This is a genomic window from Mycobacterium sp. IDUB_17, from assembly GCF_055419465.1.
On record NZ_JBVAXS010000006.1, the window covers coordinates 175,059 to 190,553 of the forward strand.

At 65.9% G+C, this 15,495-nt stretch carries 17 protein-coding genes; 6 read left to right on the forward strand and 11 right to left on the reverse strand.

The genetic code is table 11. From position 1 onward, the window contains the following. Positions 1–82 precede the first annotated feature (82 nt). The gene (locus ACZYZ7_RS24220; protein ID WP_463741993.1) at positions 83–1,207 is read left to right on the forward strand and encodes a baeRF11 domain-containing protein; all 1,125 of its coding nucleotides are present in this window, start codon (positions 83–85) and stop codon (positions 1,205–1,207) included. A 12-nt stretch (positions 1,208–1,219) separates the two neighbouring features. Here ACZYZ7_RS24220 and prcA read toward each other — a convergent pair whose 3' ends face one another. The 9 genes from prcA to ACZYZ7_RS24265 form a co-directional block, all read right to left on the reverse strand. Next, positions 1,220–1,969, reverse strand: coding sequence for a proteasome subunit alpha (gene prcA / locus ACZYZ7_RS24225; protein WP_450070608.1), 750 nt, complete (start codon positions 1,967–1,969; stop codon positions 1,220–1,222). Further along, positions 1,970–2,767, reverse strand: a complete 798-nt coding sequence (gene prcB, locus ACZYZ7_RS24230) for a proteasome subunit beta (RefSeq protein WP_450070609.1) — start codon at positions 2,765–2,767, stop codon at positions 1,970–1,972. A gap of 62 nt (positions 2,768–2,829) precedes the next feature. Then, positions 2,830–3,024 (reverse strand): ubiquitin-like protein Pup, encoded by a 195-nt coding sequence (locus ACZYZ7_RS24235; protein ID WP_003880265.1) that lies wholly within the window; start codon positions 3,022–3,024, stop codon positions 2,830–2,832. Between the two features lie 105 nt (positions 3,025–3,129). After that, positions 3,130–4,638: a depupylase/deamidase Dop gene (gene dop, locus ACZYZ7_RS24240; RefSeq protein WP_135455580.1), complete on the reverse strand. Its 1,509-nt coding sequence runs from the start codon at positions 4,636–4,638 to the stop codon at positions 3,130–3,132. Between the two features lie 9 nt (positions 4,639–4,647). Next, complete coding sequence (gene thpD, locus ACZYZ7_RS24245; RefSeq protein WP_463741994.1) at positions 4,648–5,568, reverse strand: ectoine hydroxylase; 921 nt, start codon at positions 5,566–5,568, stop codon at positions 4,648–4,650. Next, entirely contained in the window at positions 5,565–5,957 is a 393-nt protein-coding gene (locus ACZYZ7_RS24250; protein ID WP_463741995.1) for an ectoine synthase, read from the reverse strand. The genes thpD and ACZYZ7_RS24250 overlap by 4 nt, the downstream gene beginning before the upstream one ends. Before the next feature lie 13 nt (positions 5,958–5,970). Then, complete coding sequence (gene ectB, locus ACZYZ7_RS24255; RefSeq protein ID WP_135455584.1) at positions 5,971–7,257, reverse strand: diaminobutyrate--2-oxoglutarate transaminase; 1,287 nt, start codon at positions 7,255–7,257, stop codon at positions 5,971–5,973. 47 nt (positions 7,258–7,304) lie between these two features. Then, the gene (gene ectA / locus ACZYZ7_RS24260) at positions 7,305–7,850 is read right to left on the reverse strand and encodes a diaminobutyrate acetyltransferase (protein WP_463741996.1); all 546 of its coding nucleotides are present in this window, start codon (positions 7,848–7,850) and stop codon (positions 7,305–7,307) included. A gap of 516 nt (positions 7,851–8,366) precedes the next feature. Beyond that, the gene (locus ACZYZ7_RS24265) at positions 8,367–9,317 is read right to left on the reverse strand and encodes a DMT family transporter (protein WP_463741997.1); all 951 of its coding nucleotides are present in this window, start codon (positions 9,315–9,317) and stop codon (positions 8,367–8,369) included. A gap of 73 nt (positions 9,318–9,390) precedes the next feature. On the opposite strand from ACZYZ7_RS24265, the gene ACZYZ7_RS24270 reads away from it, so the two are divergent. Both ACZYZ7_RS24270 and ACZYZ7_RS24275 read left to right on the forward strand, forming a co-directional pair. Then, positions 9,391–10,293, forward strand: a complete 903-nt coding sequence (locus tag ACZYZ7_RS24270) for a LysR family transcriptional regulator (protein ID WP_463741998.1) — start codon at positions 9,391–9,393, stop codon at positions 10,291–10,293. Between the two features lie 221 nt (positions 10,294–10,514). Continuing rightward, on the forward strand, positions 10,515–11,594 hold the full coding sequence (locus ACZYZ7_RS24275) for a hypothetical protein (protein WP_463741999.1): 1,080 nt from the start codon (positions 10,515–10,517) through the stop codon (positions 11,592–11,594). 4 nt (positions 11,595–11,598) lie between these two features. Here ACZYZ7_RS24275 and ACZYZ7_RS24280 read toward each other — a convergent pair whose 3' ends face one another. Further along, entirely contained in the window at positions 11,599–12,096 is a 498-nt protein-coding gene (locus ACZYZ7_RS24280) for an adenosine-specific kinase (protein WP_463742000.1), read from the reverse strand. Positions 12,097–12,149: 53 nt separating this feature from the next. Further along, complete coding sequence (gene arc, locus ACZYZ7_RS24285; RefSeq protein WP_463742001.1) at positions 12,150–13,991, reverse strand: proteasome ATPase; 1,842 nt, start codon at positions 13,989–13,991, stop codon at positions 12,150–12,152. A gap of 145 nt (positions 13,992–14,136) precedes the next feature. On the opposite strand from arc, the gene ACZYZ7_RS24290 reads away from it, so the two are divergent. The 3 genes from ACZYZ7_RS24290 to ACZYZ7_RS24300 are packed head-to-tail and all read left to right on the forward strand — an operon-like array spanning position 14,137 to position 15,491. Further along, positions 14,137–14,640, forward strand: a complete 504-nt coding sequence (locus tag ACZYZ7_RS24290; protein WP_135455602.1) for an MTB12 family secreted protein — start codon at positions 14,137–14,139, stop codon at positions 14,638–14,640. Positions 14,641–14,648: 8 nt separating this feature from the next. After that, positions 14,649–15,191: a lipoprotein LppK gene (gene lppK / locus ACZYZ7_RS24295; RefSeq protein ID WP_135455604.1), complete on the forward strand. Its 543-nt coding sequence runs from the start codon at positions 14,649–14,651 to the stop codon at positions 15,189–15,191. A 6-nt stretch (positions 15,192–15,197) separates the two neighbouring features. Next, complete coding sequence (locus tag ACZYZ7_RS24300; protein WP_135455606.1) at positions 15,198–15,491, forward strand: DUF503 domain-containing protein; 294 nt, start codon at positions 15,198–15,200, stop codon at positions 15,489–15,491. The last annotated feature ends 4 nt before the right edge of the window (positions 15,492–15,495 follow it).

Consider the following 15,495-nt stretch of genomic DNA (forward strand, 5'->3'; position numbering starts at 1 on the left):
GCCACCTTCTGGGACTTTTTACCCTGGTCAACAGCCATCACAGGCATAAGGTTGGCAGCACAGTCCGCACGAAGGAGTGGTGATGACCCGCTACGAACTGCCCGATGTTGCCGACCTGATCCGCCTTGGCGAGCCTCATGAGCACGCCATCACGGTGTACGCGGAAACCGCACCGGGACCCGACGAGCGGGAAAAGAGCCTGCTGACCGCGAAGAGCGCAGTCGACCGGGCCCTGCGCACGATCCGCGAGTCCGGGGCACGGCATGCCGTCGAGGAACAGTTGCGGTCGCGCTGGACCGAGATCGCCGAATCGGACCTGTGGCTGAGCCTTTCCGGATCGGTGGCCATCTTCATCGCCGACGACTTCCACGAGGTCTACGTGCTGCCCAACGCTCTGGAGAGCCAATCGCAGGTGGGCAGTTATTTCGACATCGGCCAGCTGGTGCGGGCAGTCACCACGCCGCAGGAGGCCTACGCCCTGACCCTGTCGGCCGACGGCTGGAACCTGTGGCAGGCCACCGCGAGCACGCGGGCCAACGAGTTGGAGCTCACCGGCGAGTACGCGGCCGACGTTGCCGACGCGACCCATCGCGCCACCGTGCGGGACCGGGGCCATGTACGCCGCCTGGTCGGCGACGAAGGCAAGAAGGTGTTGCTTGAGAAGTACGCCAAGCGGGTCGCCGAGGCGGTGGACGCCGAACTGGGTCAGCTCGATCCGTCATCGAACCGGCCGCTGTACCTGTTCGCGACCGACCCGCTGCTCGATATGTACCGCTGGCTCGACCACAAACGCCGGATCGTGGCGGTGCCCGGTGCTGCCGACGAGCTGCGGCCCGATCAGATCGACGGTGCCATCCGCGAGTCGCTGCCCGCCCTGAATGCCGAACAGGCCAACGCGTGGGTCGAGGAGCTCGGCAACGACGTCAGCAAGGGGCTGGTGGCCACCGACCTGGGCGACATCGCCCGCGCCGCGGCGGCCGGGGCGGTGGACACGCTCGTATACAACTTCACCGTCGACGTGCTCGGCCGGATCGAGTCCGGCACCGGAGCTCTGCAGTACGACGACGCCGGCTACGACGTGCTGTCCCGCATCGCAGTGACGGTCCTCGACCACCGCGGTGAAACCTATGCCGTACGGCCTCACGAGATCACCGCCGGCGTGTGGAACCAGACCGCAGTCGCGAAACTACGGTTCGCCCTGGGATGACGGCCCGCACACCTACTTTGCTGACTTCTTCGGCTTTTCCGACGACTCTTCGGCCGGCTTCGCTTCGGGCAGAAGGGCTTCCAGCGCTGCCCCGGTGATCCGGCGGAACGCCCGGCGAGGACGGTTGGCGTCCAGGACCGCCACCTCGAGGGTGGCCGGGCCCAGCGCGCGCGGCTCGGAACCGTTGCCGCTCGCGCTCAGCGCTTCGACGGCGATCTTGACCGCTGCGGCCAGATCGGCGTTCTCCGCGTACGAGTTGTTCAGCGCGGTGATGATCGGCTCGGTGGTACCGCCCATCACGACGAAGTGCGGCTCGTCGGCGATCGACCCGTCATAGGTGATGCGGTACAGCTCAGGCGACTTCGTCTCGCCGTAGTGCGCCACCTCGGCGACGCACAGCTCGACCTCGTACGGCTTGGCCTGCTCGGTGAAGATCGTGCCGAGTGTCTGCGCGTAGACATTGGCCAGCTGCCGGCCGGTCACGTCTCGACGGTCGTAGGCGTAGCCGCGGGTGTCTGCGAACTGGATACCGCCGCGCCGCAGGTTGTCGAACTCGTTGAACCGGCCCACGGCGGCGAAACCGACCCGGTCGTAGAGCTCGCTGACCTTCTGCAGCGACCGCGACGGGTTCTCCGCCACGAACAGCACGCCGCTGTCGTAGGCCAGCGTCACAACGCTGCGACCTCGGGCGATGCCCTTGCGCGCCAGTTCGGAGCGCTCACGCATCGCCTGCTCAGGCGAGATGAAATACGGGAAACTCATTTACCCCTCACCGCCCGTCCGGGTCCGGCGCGCGATGACCTCGCGAGCCAGCTCGGCGATGCGTTCCTCGGCGATCTCCGCCGCCCCCTCGGCACCGATGGTCACCGCGGTCGGATAGATGCCACGAACCAGGTCGGGCCCACCGGTGGCGGAGTCGTCGTCGGCCGCGTCGTAGAGCGACTCGATGGCCACCTGCAGTGCCGAATCCGCATCCACCACGTGCGGGTAGAGCTTCTTGATCGACGACTTGGCGAAGATCGAGCCGGAGCCCACCGACTGGTAGCCCTCTTCCTCGATGTTCCAGCCGCCCGCGGCATCAAAGGACACGATGCGGCCCGCTTTCTCGGCATCGGCGGCATCGACGTCGTAACCCACCAGGAGTGGGAGCGCCACGAAACCCTGCAGTGCCGCACCGAGATTGCCGCGCACCATGATGGCCAGCCGGTTGACCTTCCCGCGGAAGGTCAGGGCGACGCCTTCGAGCTTCTCGTAGTGCTCCAGTTCCACGGCATAGAGGCGGGCGAACTCGACGGCGATGGCCGCGGTACCCGCGATGCCGGTCGCCGTGTAGTCGTCGGTGATGTACACCTTCTGCACGTCGCGCCCGGCAATCATGTTGCCCTGGGTGGAGCGGCGGTCACCCGCGATCAGCACCCCGCCGGGGTACTTGATCGCGACGATGGTCGTCCCGTGCGGCACCGCGTTGGTCGGGTTGATGGCGCCATCGGCGACACGGTTGACCGGCAACAGTTCGGGAGCCTGACGACGCAGCAGTTCTGAGAACGACGACAGGTCCATGGCTACAGAAGGGATACCGGTATGGGGCTTGGGCAAAGACGAAGACAGATTTTCGTGCCAGGTCACTGGCCGCCCTTTTGGACGTACGCGCGCACGAAGTCTTCTGCGTTCTCTTCCAGCACGTCGTCGATCTCATCGAGCAGATCGTCGGTCTCCTCGGCCAGCTTCTCGCGACGCTCCTGGCCGGCGGCAGATGCACCCGGGAGGTCGTCATCCTCGCCGCCGCCACCGCCACGCTTGGTCTGCTCTTGAGCCATCGCTGCCTCCTGCAATTGTCATCGGCTGGGCTAACCGCCCAACCGGTCCTTCCACAGTACCGGTCGGCACCCGGATTGCCCGGGATAGCTCACCGCCGGAAACGGTCAGTTCGTGAGTTGCTCGACGAGTTCGGCGGCGCTGTCCACGGAGTCCAGCAGGGCGCCGACGTGCGCTTTGCTGCCGCGCAACGGCTCCAGCGTCGGAATCCGGACGAGCGAATCGCCGCCGAGGTCGAAGATCACCGAGTCCCAGCTGGCCGCGGCGATGTCGGAACCGAACCGGCGAAGGCATTCGCCACGGAAGTACGCGCGGGTGTCGGTCGGCGGGTTGTCGACCGCGTCGATCACCTGCTGTTCGGTGACCAGGCGCTTCATCGAACCGCGTGCCACCAGCCGGTTGTACAGGCCCTTGTCCAGCCGGACGTCGGAGTACTGCAGGTCGACCAGGTGAAGCCGCGGCGCCTGCCAGCTGAGGTTCTCGCGCTGACGGAACCCTTCCAGCAACCGCAGCTTGGCCGGCCAGTCCAGGATCTCGGCGCATTCCATCGGATCGCGTTCCAGCAGGTCCAACACATGGGCCCAGGTCTCGACGACGTGGGAGGCTCGTGGGTCGGGGTCCCTGATGTCGACCAGTTTGGCCACCCGGTCCAGATAGACCCGTTGCATCGCCAGGGCGGTCATCTCACGGCCGTCGGCCAGCGCAACGGTGGCCCGCAGCGACGGATCGCGACTGATCACGTGCACCGCGTGCACCGGTCGGGCCAGCGCGAGATCGGACAGGTCCAGCCCGTACTGCGGGCCTTCCTCGATCAGATCGAGCACCAGCGAGCTCGTCCCGACCTTGAGGTAGGTCGACGTCTCGGCCAGGTTGGCATCGCCGATGATGACGTGCAGCCGCCGGTACTTGTCGGCGTCGGCGTGCGGCTCGTCGCGGGTGTTGATGATGCCGCGCTTGAGCGTGGTCTCCAGGCCGACCTCGACCTCGATGTAGTCGGCCCGCTGGGACAGCTGGAAGCCGGGATCGTCACCCGACGGACCGATGCCGACCCGGCCCGAGCCGGTCACCACCTGCCGGGACACCAGGAACGGCGTGAACCCTGCGATCACCGCGGAGAACGGTGTCTGACGGCTCATCAGGTAGTTCTCGTGCGACCCGTAGGACGCGCCCTTGCCGTCCACGTTGTTCTTGTAGAGCTGCAGCTTGACCGCCCCGGGCACGCTCGCCACGTGGCGGGCCGCGGCCTCCATCACACGTTCACCGGCCTTGTCCCAGATCACCGCGTCCATCGGATCGGTGCACTCAGGCGCCGAGTACTCCGGGTGGGCGTGGTCCACATACAGCCGGGCACCGTTGGTGAGGATCATGTTGGCCGCGCCGACCTCGTCGGCATCGACGATCGGAGCCGGCCCGGAGGCCCGGGACAGATCGAACCCGCGGGCGTCGCGCAGCGGGCTTTCGACCTCGTAATCCCACCTGGTGCGTTTCCCGCGCTGGATGCCGGCGGCAGCCGCGTATGCCAGCACCGCCTGTGTCGAGGTCAGGATCGGATTGGCGGTCGGATCGGACGGCGATGAGATGCCGTATTCGACCTCTGTTCCGATGATCCGTTGCATGTGGCCAGCCTAGGTGACGGCCTGTGTACCCCGGGCCGCCAGGTATTCGGGCCGCGGCCGCGGGGCGGCGAACGGGTCTGTCAGCGCGTTGTCGACCGAGTTGAACACCAGGAAGACGTTCGACCTCGGCAGCGGCGTGATGTTGGATCCCGAGCCGTGCAGCAGATTCGCGTCGAACCACAGTGCGGTACCGGGCGGGCCGGTGAACTGGTGGATGTCATGGGTGTCGACAGCCTTGGTCAAGGTCGTCTGATCGGGCACGCCGATGTTCTGCGCCACCAGTGAGGTGTCGTGGTTGTCTTCGGGTGTGGCGCCGACGCAGGGATAGAACGTCTGGTGCGATCCGGGGATCACCATCAGCGACCCGTTGTAGGGGAAATTCTCGGTCAGGGCGATCGAGCAGGAGACGGCGCGGATCGCCGGCATGCCGTCCTCGGCATGCCAGGTCTCGAAGTCCGAATGCCAGTAGAACCCCGTCCCGGTGAACCCGGGCATGAGGTTGATCCTGGCCTGGTGGATGTACACGTCGCCGCCGAGCAACTGCTGAGCGACCGGCAGCACGGTGTCCAGCCGGACCACCTGGGCCACCAGATCGCTCAGCAGATGCGGTTCGAAGATCGACCGGATCGTGCCGCCCGGCTCACGGATCACCCGCGGGTCGTCCTTGTCCAGATCCGCTGCCACCCGGTCGATTTCGTGCCGCAGCAGCGGCAGCCAATCGTCGGACACCGTCTCGGGCGCGACCAGGTAGCCGTACTCGGAGAAGCCGTCGAGATGATGCTGGCTCAGCGGCCCATCGGCCACAGTGCCCCACACCACCGGCTCGTGGCGCGGTATCGGCTCGATCGCGTGCTCGAGCCGTGTCGGGTAGCGATCCTCGACACCCGTGCTCCCACGCGATACGCCTTCAGCGGTCCGCTGTGCCGTCATGCGACCGACTGCGGCGCCGGGTATACGCCGTTCTCGTCGTGCACCTCCCGCCCCGTCACCGGGGGGTTGAACACGCACAGCATCCGGAGCTGCTCGTCGCACGTAACGCGGTGGCGGTCATGGTTGTTGAGGAGATACATGGTGCCGTCAGCGAGCGGGTACTGCTGTCCGGTCTCCAGATCCGTCAGCGTGCCGGTCCCCTCGATCACCCAGACCGCCTCGACGTGATGCTGATAGTGGAACTCGTTGACCGACCCCGCCTCGATGGTGGTCTCGTGGAACGAGAAACCGACACCGTCGCCGGCAAGGATGATGCGCTTGGATCGCCAGCTGCCGTCGGCGACGTCACGGTCCGTACCGGTGATCTCAGCTGTGGTGCGAACAATCATGTTTGAAGCCTCCTCAGGCCAGCGTGACTGCGACGGACTCGGCGAGAATGTCGAGTCCCTCGGACAATTCGGTCGGAAGAGTGGTCAGCGGCGGCAGCAGCTTGACCACTTCGTCGGACGGTCCGCTGGTTTCCATCAACGCACCGCGGTCGAAGGCGGCCCGGCAGACCTTTCCGGCCAGGTCAGGCTCGTCGAACTTGATCCCCTGGGCCATTCCGCGGCCACGAGCGCTCAGCCCGTCGTGGGCAGCGGCGATCTCCTCCAGACGCGCCCGGATCAGCTCACCCTTGGCGGCGGTGTCGACGCTGAATTGATCATTCTCCCAATATGTCTCGATCGCGGCCGTGGCGGTGATGAAGGCCGGATTGTGACCGCGGAAGGTGCCGTTGTGCTCCCCCGGCGTCCACATGTCGAGCTCGCGGCGGAACAGTGTGAGCGCCATCGGCAGGCCGTAACCACTGACCGACTTCGAGATCGTCACGATATCGGGCACGATGCCGGCGGCCTCGAAGCTGAAGAACGGCCCGGTGCGGCCACACCCCATCTGGACATCGTCGACGATCAACAGGATGTCGCGTTTGCGGCACAACTCGGCCAGGGCCTGCAGCCATTCGATCCGCGCGACGTTGAGACCGCCTTCGCCCTGGACGGTTTCGACGATCACCGCGGCCGGCCGGTTGAGTCCGCTGCCCGAATCGTCGAGCACGCGCTCGAACCAGTGGAAGTCCTCGGTGACCCCGCCGAAATAGTTGTCATAGGGCATCGGCGTGGCGTGCACCAGCGGGATGCCTGCCCCGGCCCGCTTCATCGAGTTGCCGGTGACCGACAGCGCACCCAGTGTCATGCCGTGAAATGCGTTGGTAAAGCTGATAACCGACTCGCGTCCGGTGACCTTCCTGGCCAGTTTCAGGGCCGACTCCACCGAGTTGGCCCCGGTCGGCCCGGGGAACTGCACCTTGTAGTCGAGCCCGCGCGGCCGCAGGATCAGCCGCTCGAAGCTCTCCAGGAACCGTTGTTTGGCCGCGGTGGCCATGTCCAGCGAGTGCACGATCCCGTCGGAGACAAGGTATTCCAGCAACGGTTCCTTCAGGGCGGCGTTGTTGTGGCCGTAGTTCAGCGCCCCCGCTCCGGCGAAGAAGTCGATGTAGGTACGCCCCGAGGTGTCGGTCACCCAGGAGCCAGCGGCGCTGTTCATGACGGTGGGCCAGCCGCGGCAATAGCTACGGACCTCTGACTCGACCGAGCTGAACACGTCGGGAAGGTCAGATTCGGACAACGGCGCTGTCGTAGCGAGCAGCAAGGGATAATCCTTCCAATCAATTCAAAATGGTTATCAGATAACTGATTTCAGCGAGTAAGCGGTGTGGCGATGGGCCCCATCCGCAGAATCGGCTCGTCCTCGTGCGCTCCGTCGGCGTCGAGGAGATCGCAACCGAAATGTGGGTCCTCGACGAGCGGGACACCGTGCCGGCGGGCGAACGCACCGAAGAATGCGCGTGAGGCGGTGTTGCCGGGTGAGACCGTGGCCTCCACGGTGACCGGGCGCCCGCCGCGCTGCGTCCGCACCCGGTGCACGAGGGCGTCGAGCATCGTGCTGGCCAACCCTCCGCCCTGCGCCGACGGCGCCACGGCGACCTGCCACACAAACAGGACGTCCGGTCGTGGCGGCGGGTGGTAACCCGTGATGAATCCGTGCAGGTCACCGTCACGTTCGGCCACGATTGACGTGGCAGCAAAATCGGTTGCCAGCAACAGATAGGCGTAGGTGGAATTCAGATCGAGCACCCCAGTGGCTTCCACAAGGCCGCGGATGCCAATCGCATCGGTACCCCGCGGAGGGCGCAGGAATTCTTCCCGGGAATGGCGTCCCGGAACGCTTTCTAAAACACGCATATCGAGTTAAAAGTCACCACCGAACTTCTCAGCGAACATCGTCAGTTTCAGGCCATCGGTGCCCTCGACGTAAGCACACCGCTCTGCCCGGATCAAGCTCCGACACCGCCCGAGGAGCGACAATTCGTCTCCGATCACCCCACTTGACCTGCAATAACTCCGCCAATCGTCAATCTCAGGAAAGTGTTAGCGCCGTTATCCAATCGTTACATTGGTGCGCGGGTACCACCCTCGGAGTCACTAGCTATCCCGCCGCCACAGTTGTCTCGGCATGCCGAACGCCCCCATACACTGGTTTATCCGCCGAAACTCCGCGCCCAGAAATTCAAATCAAAATCTAATAATCGCGGCCGGGTTTCAACCCCATTAGGCGGTCGAATATGCTCGGAGGGTTTCCGTGAATCAACCCATCCAGCAAGCCAGCCGTATCGCGATACGGGCAACACCACGCGATCCGTAGCCAGGATTCGACCGCTGCCGAAACCAGACGGGCACCATCCGCGGCGCACCCCGCTGTCACGCGCCGAACAGGTCAACGTGGTCGCGGACGTCGCGGTCAGCCTGGCCGGGCGAGACGCCTACCTGGAGTTGGAGCGACGCTGACGCCGGCGGCGTCAGCACCATGCGCCCCCAGGTGGTTCCGGCGATCACCAGTGCGGCTCCGGCGATTCCGGCGCCGGTGACGCGATCGCCGGCCATGGCGATGCCGATGATGGCGGCCCACAGCGGTTCGGTACCCACCAGTAGGCTGACCCGGGCCGGACTGGTTGTGTTCAGCGCCCGCAACTGCACCAGGAAGGCAAACACCGTGCAGGCCAACACCAGATACCCGATGACGGCCCAGTCCGCCACCCCGTAGGCCGCGGTCGTCGCCACCACGGATTGCCCGGACGGCCCGCAGAGGGCGAGCGCCACACCGGCGACGGTGACCAGCTGGACCAAAGTGGTTCGGGCCGAGTCGATCTCACTTTTCTCTGACATCCGCGCCATGACGGTGACGTGCACCGCGCGCAGTAGCGCGGCGATCACGATCACGATGTCCCCCGCCCGCGGGGCGGTCAGGCCGCCGGACTGGGTCAGCAACGCGCAGCCGACCACCGCGAGCGCCGCCGCGGAATAGAAGCGGGGCGCCACCCGATGGCGCTGGATCATGGGTGTGGCCACGATGGTCAACGCCATGATCAGTCCCGCATTCGATGCCGATGTCATGGTCACGCCGTAGGTTTCGGCAACACAGACCGCGGCCAGAAGGATCCCGCCGACCACACCCGAAGTCCCCTCGGCGCGGGTCAATCCCGTCAGCCGCCGGCACAGGACGGCGGCCAGCACCACTGTGGCGAGGGCGAACCGCACCGCCAGAAGGGCGAAAACCGTGTCGGGCGCGGCGATCTCTTTGGTGGCCAGATAGCTCGATCCCCACACCACAGCGACGGCAAGCAGACAGAGGTCGGTGGATCGTTGGGCCATACCCACCAGCGTGTTGCCCACCCAATAGTTCAGTCAAGCTAATCTTTTTTCACTATATATGTAGAATTACTTCATGGATGCGGGTCGCCTGCGGATGTTGCGTGAACTCGCCGACCACGGCACGGTCGCCGCAGTGGCTGAGGTGCTGTCCATGACACCCTCGGCCGTCTCCCAGCAGCTGAAGATCCTGCAACGCGAAGCCGGTGTGACATTGATCGAACCCGACGGCAGGCGGGTGCGCCTCACCGATGCCGGACAGGTGCTGGTCGGACACGCCGATGCCGTGCTGGCGGCACTGGACTGCGCCCGGGCCGAGATGGACGCCTACCGCAGCACACCCCGCGGCACGGTCAGCATGTCATTCTTCCCCTCCGGGGCGGCAATGTTGCTGGCCCCGTTGATCATCCGGGCAGCCGAACACGGAGTCCAGGTGCTCGGGCGTGACATCGACGTGCCTGCGTCCCGGGCACCGGCCCAACTCGCCGACTTCGACGTCGTGGTAGTTCACCGCGACGAACGCGACGCGTCCTCGTGGGGTCCGCGATTCGAATCCACCGAACTGTTGCGGGAGCCCCTGGATGTCGTCCTGCCGCCCGGGCATCGCCTCGCCGGCCGCGCTCAAGTGCGGCTGGCCGACCTGGCCGACGAACCCTGGCTCGGTGTCGAAGGCGGATTGATGGTCGACGACGTGCTGAACTCGATCACGATACTGTCCGGCGTCCAGCCGCGAATAATCCAGCGGATCAACGACTTCCGCGTGGTCGAGGAGCTGGTCCACGCGGGCACCGGCATTGCCCTGATGCCCCGCTACGTGAGGCTCGCGCGCAAGTTGGTGCGATTGCCGATCATCGACATCTCGGTAGCCCGGCGGGTGGAGGCGGTCACCCGCTCGGGCGCGACCGCGCGGCCCGCGGTGGCCGTCGTACTCGACGAGCTGAGGGCGATCGCCGCGGAGGTCAGTTCGGCGCTCACGTGACATCCGCGCGCGGTGCGCCACGACACGCTGCCCCGGTAACTACGCCCGGTGCTTGCCGTACCGGTGATTGCTTGGTGCAGTAGTCGTGATGACGAACCTCGTGAGGCGCAACGCAACGCTGGTCGCGGCACCGGTGTGGCGGTGAGGAACCGTGGCGAGTTCACGATCCCCCTGACCGCATCGAGGCCGAACGCTGGTTCCTGGCCAACGGGCTGCCCGCGGTGTTGCGCCCGGGAGCGCTGGTCCGTTCGGTGTGGGCGCGGTCGGCGCCGGCTCTGGCCGCCTACGCATGGGTGATGTTGAGTTCGGTGCTGGTGGTCGGCCTGACCGGCAAGCACACCATCGCCATCGACGGCACCCCGACGCGCACCGAGTGGTTCGTGCTGGCGGTACTGCTTCTGGTGCTGCCGACTGCCGCTCTGGTCGGGTGGGCGGTCTCGCTACTCCCGACCGGACGCGCGGCCGATGCGGCGTCGGCGGTGGCCTGCCTGGTGATCGTGGTGAGCGGATTCTACGGCGGACTGACTGCCCGGGACGGCGTGAACCTGATCATCGAACTGCTCGTCATCGCGGCTGTATTAGTCTGCACCGCAACAGGAATCGGATCGATCCTGGGTTTTGCAGCCCAAGTCACGACCTCCAATCTGGCGTCGGTCGGCAGCCTCTTCGTCCGGGCGCTGCCGGTAGTTCTGCTGACCGTGCTGGTGTTCTTCAACACCTACGTCTGGCTGATGGCATCCACCTTGAGCCGCACCCGTCTCTGGCTGGCTCTGATGTTCCTCTTCGCGGTCGCCACGGTGTTCCTGGTCTCCAGCACGCTGGAGCGGGTGCGGCCGATTCTGCGGCCCGGCGCCAAGGAACCCGAGGACGACGGGCGTCTTTCCGGTACGCCGTTCGCCGACATGCCCGACCGGCCACGGCGGGTCCGGCTGTCGAAGCCGGAACGGCTCAACGTGGTGTTTGCGCTCGTGCTCTCGCAGATCGTCCAGGTGCTCACCGTGGCGATCGTGACCGCGCTGATCTTCTTCGTCCTGGGACTGATCGTGCTCAGTCCCGAGCTTCTGGCCGCCTGGACCCGTAATGGATCCCCCGACGGCCAGCTGCTGGGAATGACGTTCCCGGTACCCCCGGCGCTGATCCAGACCACCATGTTCCTGGCGGCGCTGACGTTCATGTACCTCAGCGCCCGGGCGGTATCCGACCCCGAGCAGCGGACCCGGTTCCTCGACCCGCTGCTCGATGATCTGCGACTCACACTGGTAGCCCGCGACCGCTACCGCACCCACACGGCGGAATCCTGACGCGTCAGAGCTTGTAGCCGATCGCACGCAACAGGTCCCGGCGGGCCGTCACGTCATCATCGGATTCGACGCCCAGCGGCGGCTGCCCGTCGATCACGCCCGCGATGCCGCGGCCAAGTTGAGTGACGGCGACCACGATGTCGACCGGATTGGCAGTGGCGCAGTAGATCGAGCAGACCTCGGGGACCACTTTGATCGGGTTGAGGACGTTCACCGGGAATCCGTCCCGCAGGAAGATGATGAAAACATGCCCTGCGCCGATCGCCAGCGCATTGCGAACGGCCAACTCGACCAGGTCGGGATCGTTACCGCTGCGGCGCACCAACCTCGGACCCGATGCCTCGCAGAAAGCCAGCCCGAACCGCAACGACGGGCTGACTCCCACCATCGCCTCGTGCAGGTCGTCCGCCGTCTTGATGAAGTGCGCCTGCCCGATGACGACGTTGAGGTCGTCGGGCTTGTCGACGGACACCACGTCCCAGGACAGCGCCGGTGTGGTCACAGCTTCATGCTGCCACCGACGCCGCCCGGACGGGTGCCGATTCGACCAAGGGCCTACAGGTACTGCCCCAGGTTCGATTCGGTGTCAATCGCGCGGCTGGCCGACGAACTCTTCCCGGTGACCAGGGTGCGGATGTAGACGATCCGCTCGCCCTTCTTGCCCGAGATCCGCGCCCAGTCATCAGGATTGGTGGTGTTGGGCAGGTCCTCGTTCTCGGCGAACTCGTCGACGATCGAATCCAGCAGGTGCTGGATTCGCAAACCGGGCTGCCCGGTCTCCAGCACGGCCTTGATCGCGTTCTTCTTCGCCCGGTCGACGACATTCTGGATCATGGCGCCGGAGTTGAAGTCCTTGAAGTACATGACTTCCTTGTCACCGTTCGCGTAAGTGACCTCCAGGAACCGGTTGTCGTCGATCTCGGCGTACATCCGGTCCACGACCTTTTCGATCATCGTCTTGATCGTCAGGGTCCGGTCACCGCCGAACTCGGCCAGATCGTCGGCGTGCACCGGCAGAGCCTCGGTCAGGTACTTCGAGAAGATGTCCTGTGCCGACTCGGCGTCGGGCCGCTCGATCTTGATCTTGACGTCCAGGCGGCCGGGCCGCAGGATCGCCGGGTCGATCATGTCCTCGCGGTTGGACGCGCCGATGACGATGACGTTCTCCAGCCCCTCCACGCCGTCGATCTCCGAAAGCAGCTGCGGCACAACGGTTGTCTCGACATCGGAGCTGACACCGGTGCCGCGGGTACGGAAGATCGAGTCCATCTCGTCGAAGAACACGATCACCGGGGTGCCCTCGGAGGCCTTCTCACGGGCCCGCTGGAAGATCAGCCGGATGTGACGTTCGGTCTCACCGACGAACTTGTTCAGCAGCTCGGGGCCCTTGATGTTGAGGAAGTAGCTCTTCGCCTCGCGGGCGTCGTCGCCACGAACCTCGGCCATCTTCTTGGCCAGCGAGTTCGCCACCGCCTTGGCGATCAGCGTCTTACCGCAACCGGGCGGGCCGTAGAGCAGCACACCCTTGGGCGGCCGCAGTGAGTACTCGCGGTAGAGCTCCTTGTGCAGGAAGGGCAGCTCCACGGCGTCGCGTATCTGCTCGATCTGGCGGCCCAATCCACCGATGTCGTTGTAGCTGACGTCGGGCACCTCTTCGAGCACCAAGTCCTCGACCTCGGCCTTGGGGATGCGCTCGAAGGCGTACCCGGCCTTGGTGTCGACCAGCAGCGAATCGCCGGGCCGCAGTTTGCGCGGACGGTCGTCGTCGAGAGCGGCTTCGGAATCCTCCGGCAGATCCTCGACGGCGACCAGTGGCTCGGCCAGCCAGACGATGCGCTCCTCGTCGGTATGCCCGACCACCAGTGCCCGGTGGCCGTCGGCCAGGATTTCGCGCAGCGTGCTGATCTCGCCGACCGCCTCGAAGTTGCCGGCCTCGACCACTGTGAGCGCCTCGTTGAGCCGAACCGTCTGGCCCTGCTTGAGCAACGCGGTCTCGATGTTCGGGGAGCAGGTGAGTCGCATCTTGCGGCCCGAGGTGAACACGTCGACGGTGTCGTCCTCGTGGGTACCCAGTAGCACGCCGTACCCGCTGGGCGGCTGCCCCAGCCGGTCGACCTCCTCGCGCAGGGCGAGGAGTTGCTGACGTGCTTCCTTCAGGGTGTCCATGAGCTTGGCGTTGCGCGAGGCGAGCGAGTCGATCCGCGCCTCCAGCTGGTGCACGTCTCGGGCACTGCGCAATCCGCTCTGAGGCCCTACTGCATTCTCCAGCTGCTCACGCAGAACCGCGGCCTCACGGCGCAGCGATTCCAACTCGGCGGCATCATCGCTGGACATGGGCTGCGAGAAGCCCGCCGAGAAGCTCTCGGCGTGGCCCTCCGAACGCTCTGACTCACTCATATTGCGCTCCCTCCCGCACCGCAAGTTGGTGCAGTAACAACTTCAACGCTACCGGCGATTCAGCCATTGTGTGCGCTCTAGGAACGAGACACACCAGCACCACTGTTAGCCTCTTAGTTCAGTTGGTCCGATCGAAAGGACAATCGTGGCCTTGAAAACCCTCGTTACCGGCTTTATCACCGCAGCTGCAGCCGCCGCCGTGGTGGGCGGAGCAGCGGCGGGTGTGACTTCTATTGCATCCAGCGGCATGTCGACCTCGCCGGCCATCCAGCCGGTGGTCTTCGGCGCGCCTTTGCCGGCCACGCCGGCACCGGACCTGGCGTCGCCACTGGTGCAGACCCTGCAGGCACTCGCCAACGGTGGCTCGTTCAGCGGCAAGGCCCCCTACATCCAGGGCGGCATCGGCCGTATCGAGAGCATCGCCGCCGACCGCGCCTACAGCAAGGCCGCCGCTGAAGGGAAGTTCCCGCTGACCTTCAACATCGCCAACATCGATGACCAGGGCGGCGTGGCGTTTGCCGATGTCACCGCCACCTCGGCAACCGGCGGCACCGCCACCCAGAACATCCAGTTCGTGGCCGGCCCGAGCCCGACCGGCTGGCAGATCTCCAAGGGATCGGCCATGGCCCTGCTGTCCTCTGTCGGCTGAGTAGGTAATTGAACCGCACCCGAATCGCAGTCCTGAGTGCCGCCACGATCGTGGCGGCACTTGGGCTCTGTGGGTGCAGCAGCGGAGATCGTCCGGCGAACCGCTCGCACCCGACCACGAGCGTGCTGACCACCACGACACCGGCCGCACCGCCCACCGCACCGCTACCGGCCCCCGAAGCTCTGACCGGGGTGCTGGACCAGCTGGCCGACGTCAACGTGCCCGGCGCCGACAAGGTTGTCCTGGTCGAACAGGGCACCGCCGATGACGCCGCCGCGCTGGACAAGTTCGGCCGGGCCTTGGCCGACAACGGATTCACCCCGCTGACCTTCGAGGCCACCGATCTGGCCTGGTCTCAAACCGAGCCGAACAACGTGGTGGCGAACGTCAAGGTCACCGCGGGCGGCGAGAATTCGGCCCGCAACTTCAGCTTCCCGATGGAATTCACCCCGCACGGCGACGGCTGGCAGCTGACCCGGCACACCGCCGATCTGCTGCTGGTCATGGGATCGGCGGCGGGTTCCTCGAACGCTCCCACACCGCCCCGCTGATCCGCCATGTGGATCGGCTGGTTGGAGTTCGACGTGCTGCTCGGTGATGTGCACTCGCTCAAGCAGAAGCGTTCGGTTATCCGGCCGGTGATCGCCGAACTGCACCGCAAGCTCGCGGTGTCGGCAGCCGAGACCGCGACCCAGGATCTGCACCGTCGCACCGGCATCGGCGTCGCCCTGGTCGCCGCTGACCGGGCTCACGTGGTGGACGTGCTCGATGCCGCCGAACGGATGGTTGCGGGCCACCCGGAGCTCGAACTGCTCTCCACCCGCAGGGGCCTGCACCACAGCGACGACTAGGCCG

Excerpts from the sequence above, each read along its gene's own strand:
- ACZYZ7_RS24220 (WP_463741993.1), top strand. The coding sequence starts at position 83 with ATGACCCGCTACGAACTGCCCGATGTTGCCGACCTGATCCGCCTTGGC.
- thpD (WP_463741994.1), bottom strand. The coding sequence starts at position 5,568 with ATGACGGCACAGCGGACCGCTGAAGGCGTATCGCGTGGGAGCACGGGT.
- ACZYZ7_RS24250 (WP_463741995.1), bottom strand. The coding sequence starts at position 5,957 with ATGATTGTTCGCACCACAGCTGAGATCACCGGTACGGACCGTGACGTC.
- ACZYZ7_RS24235 (WP_003880265.1), bottom strand. The coding sequence starts at position 3,024 with ATGGCTCAAGAGCAGACCAAGCGTGGCGGTGGCGGCGGCGAGGATGAC.
- ACZYZ7_RS24300 (WP_135455606.1), top strand. The coding sequence starts at position 15,198 with ATGTGGATCGGCTGGTTGGAGTTCGACGTGCTGCTCGGTGATGTGCAC.
- ACZYZ7_RS24265 (WP_463741997.1), bottom strand. The coding sequence starts at position 9,317 with ATGGCCCAACGATCCACCGACCTCTGTCTGCTTGCCGTCGCTGTGGTG.
- dop (WP_135455580.1), bottom strand. The coding sequence starts at position 4,638 with ATGCAACGGATCATCGGAACAGAGGTCGAATACGGCATCTCATCGCCG.
- ACZYZ7_RS24270 (WP_463741998.1), top strand. The coding sequence starts at position 9,391 with ATGGATGCGGGTCGCCTGCGGATGTTGCGTGAACTCGCCGACCACGGC.
- prcA (WP_450070608.1), bottom strand. The coding sequence starts at position 1,969 with ATGAGTTTCCCGTATTTCATCTCGCCTGAGCAGGCGATGCGTGAGCGC.
- ectA (WP_463741996.1), bottom strand. The coding sequence starts at position 7,850 with ATGCGTGTTTTAGAAAGCGTTCCGGGACGCCATTCCCGGGAAGAATTC.
- arc (WP_463742001.1), bottom strand. The coding sequence starts at position 13,991 with ATGAGTGAGTCAGAGCGTTCGGAGGGCCACGCCGAGAGCTTCTCGGCG.
- prcB (WP_450070609.1), bottom strand. The coding sequence starts at position 2,767 with ATGGACCTGTCGTCGTTCTCAGAACTGCTGCGTCGTCAGGCTCCCGAA.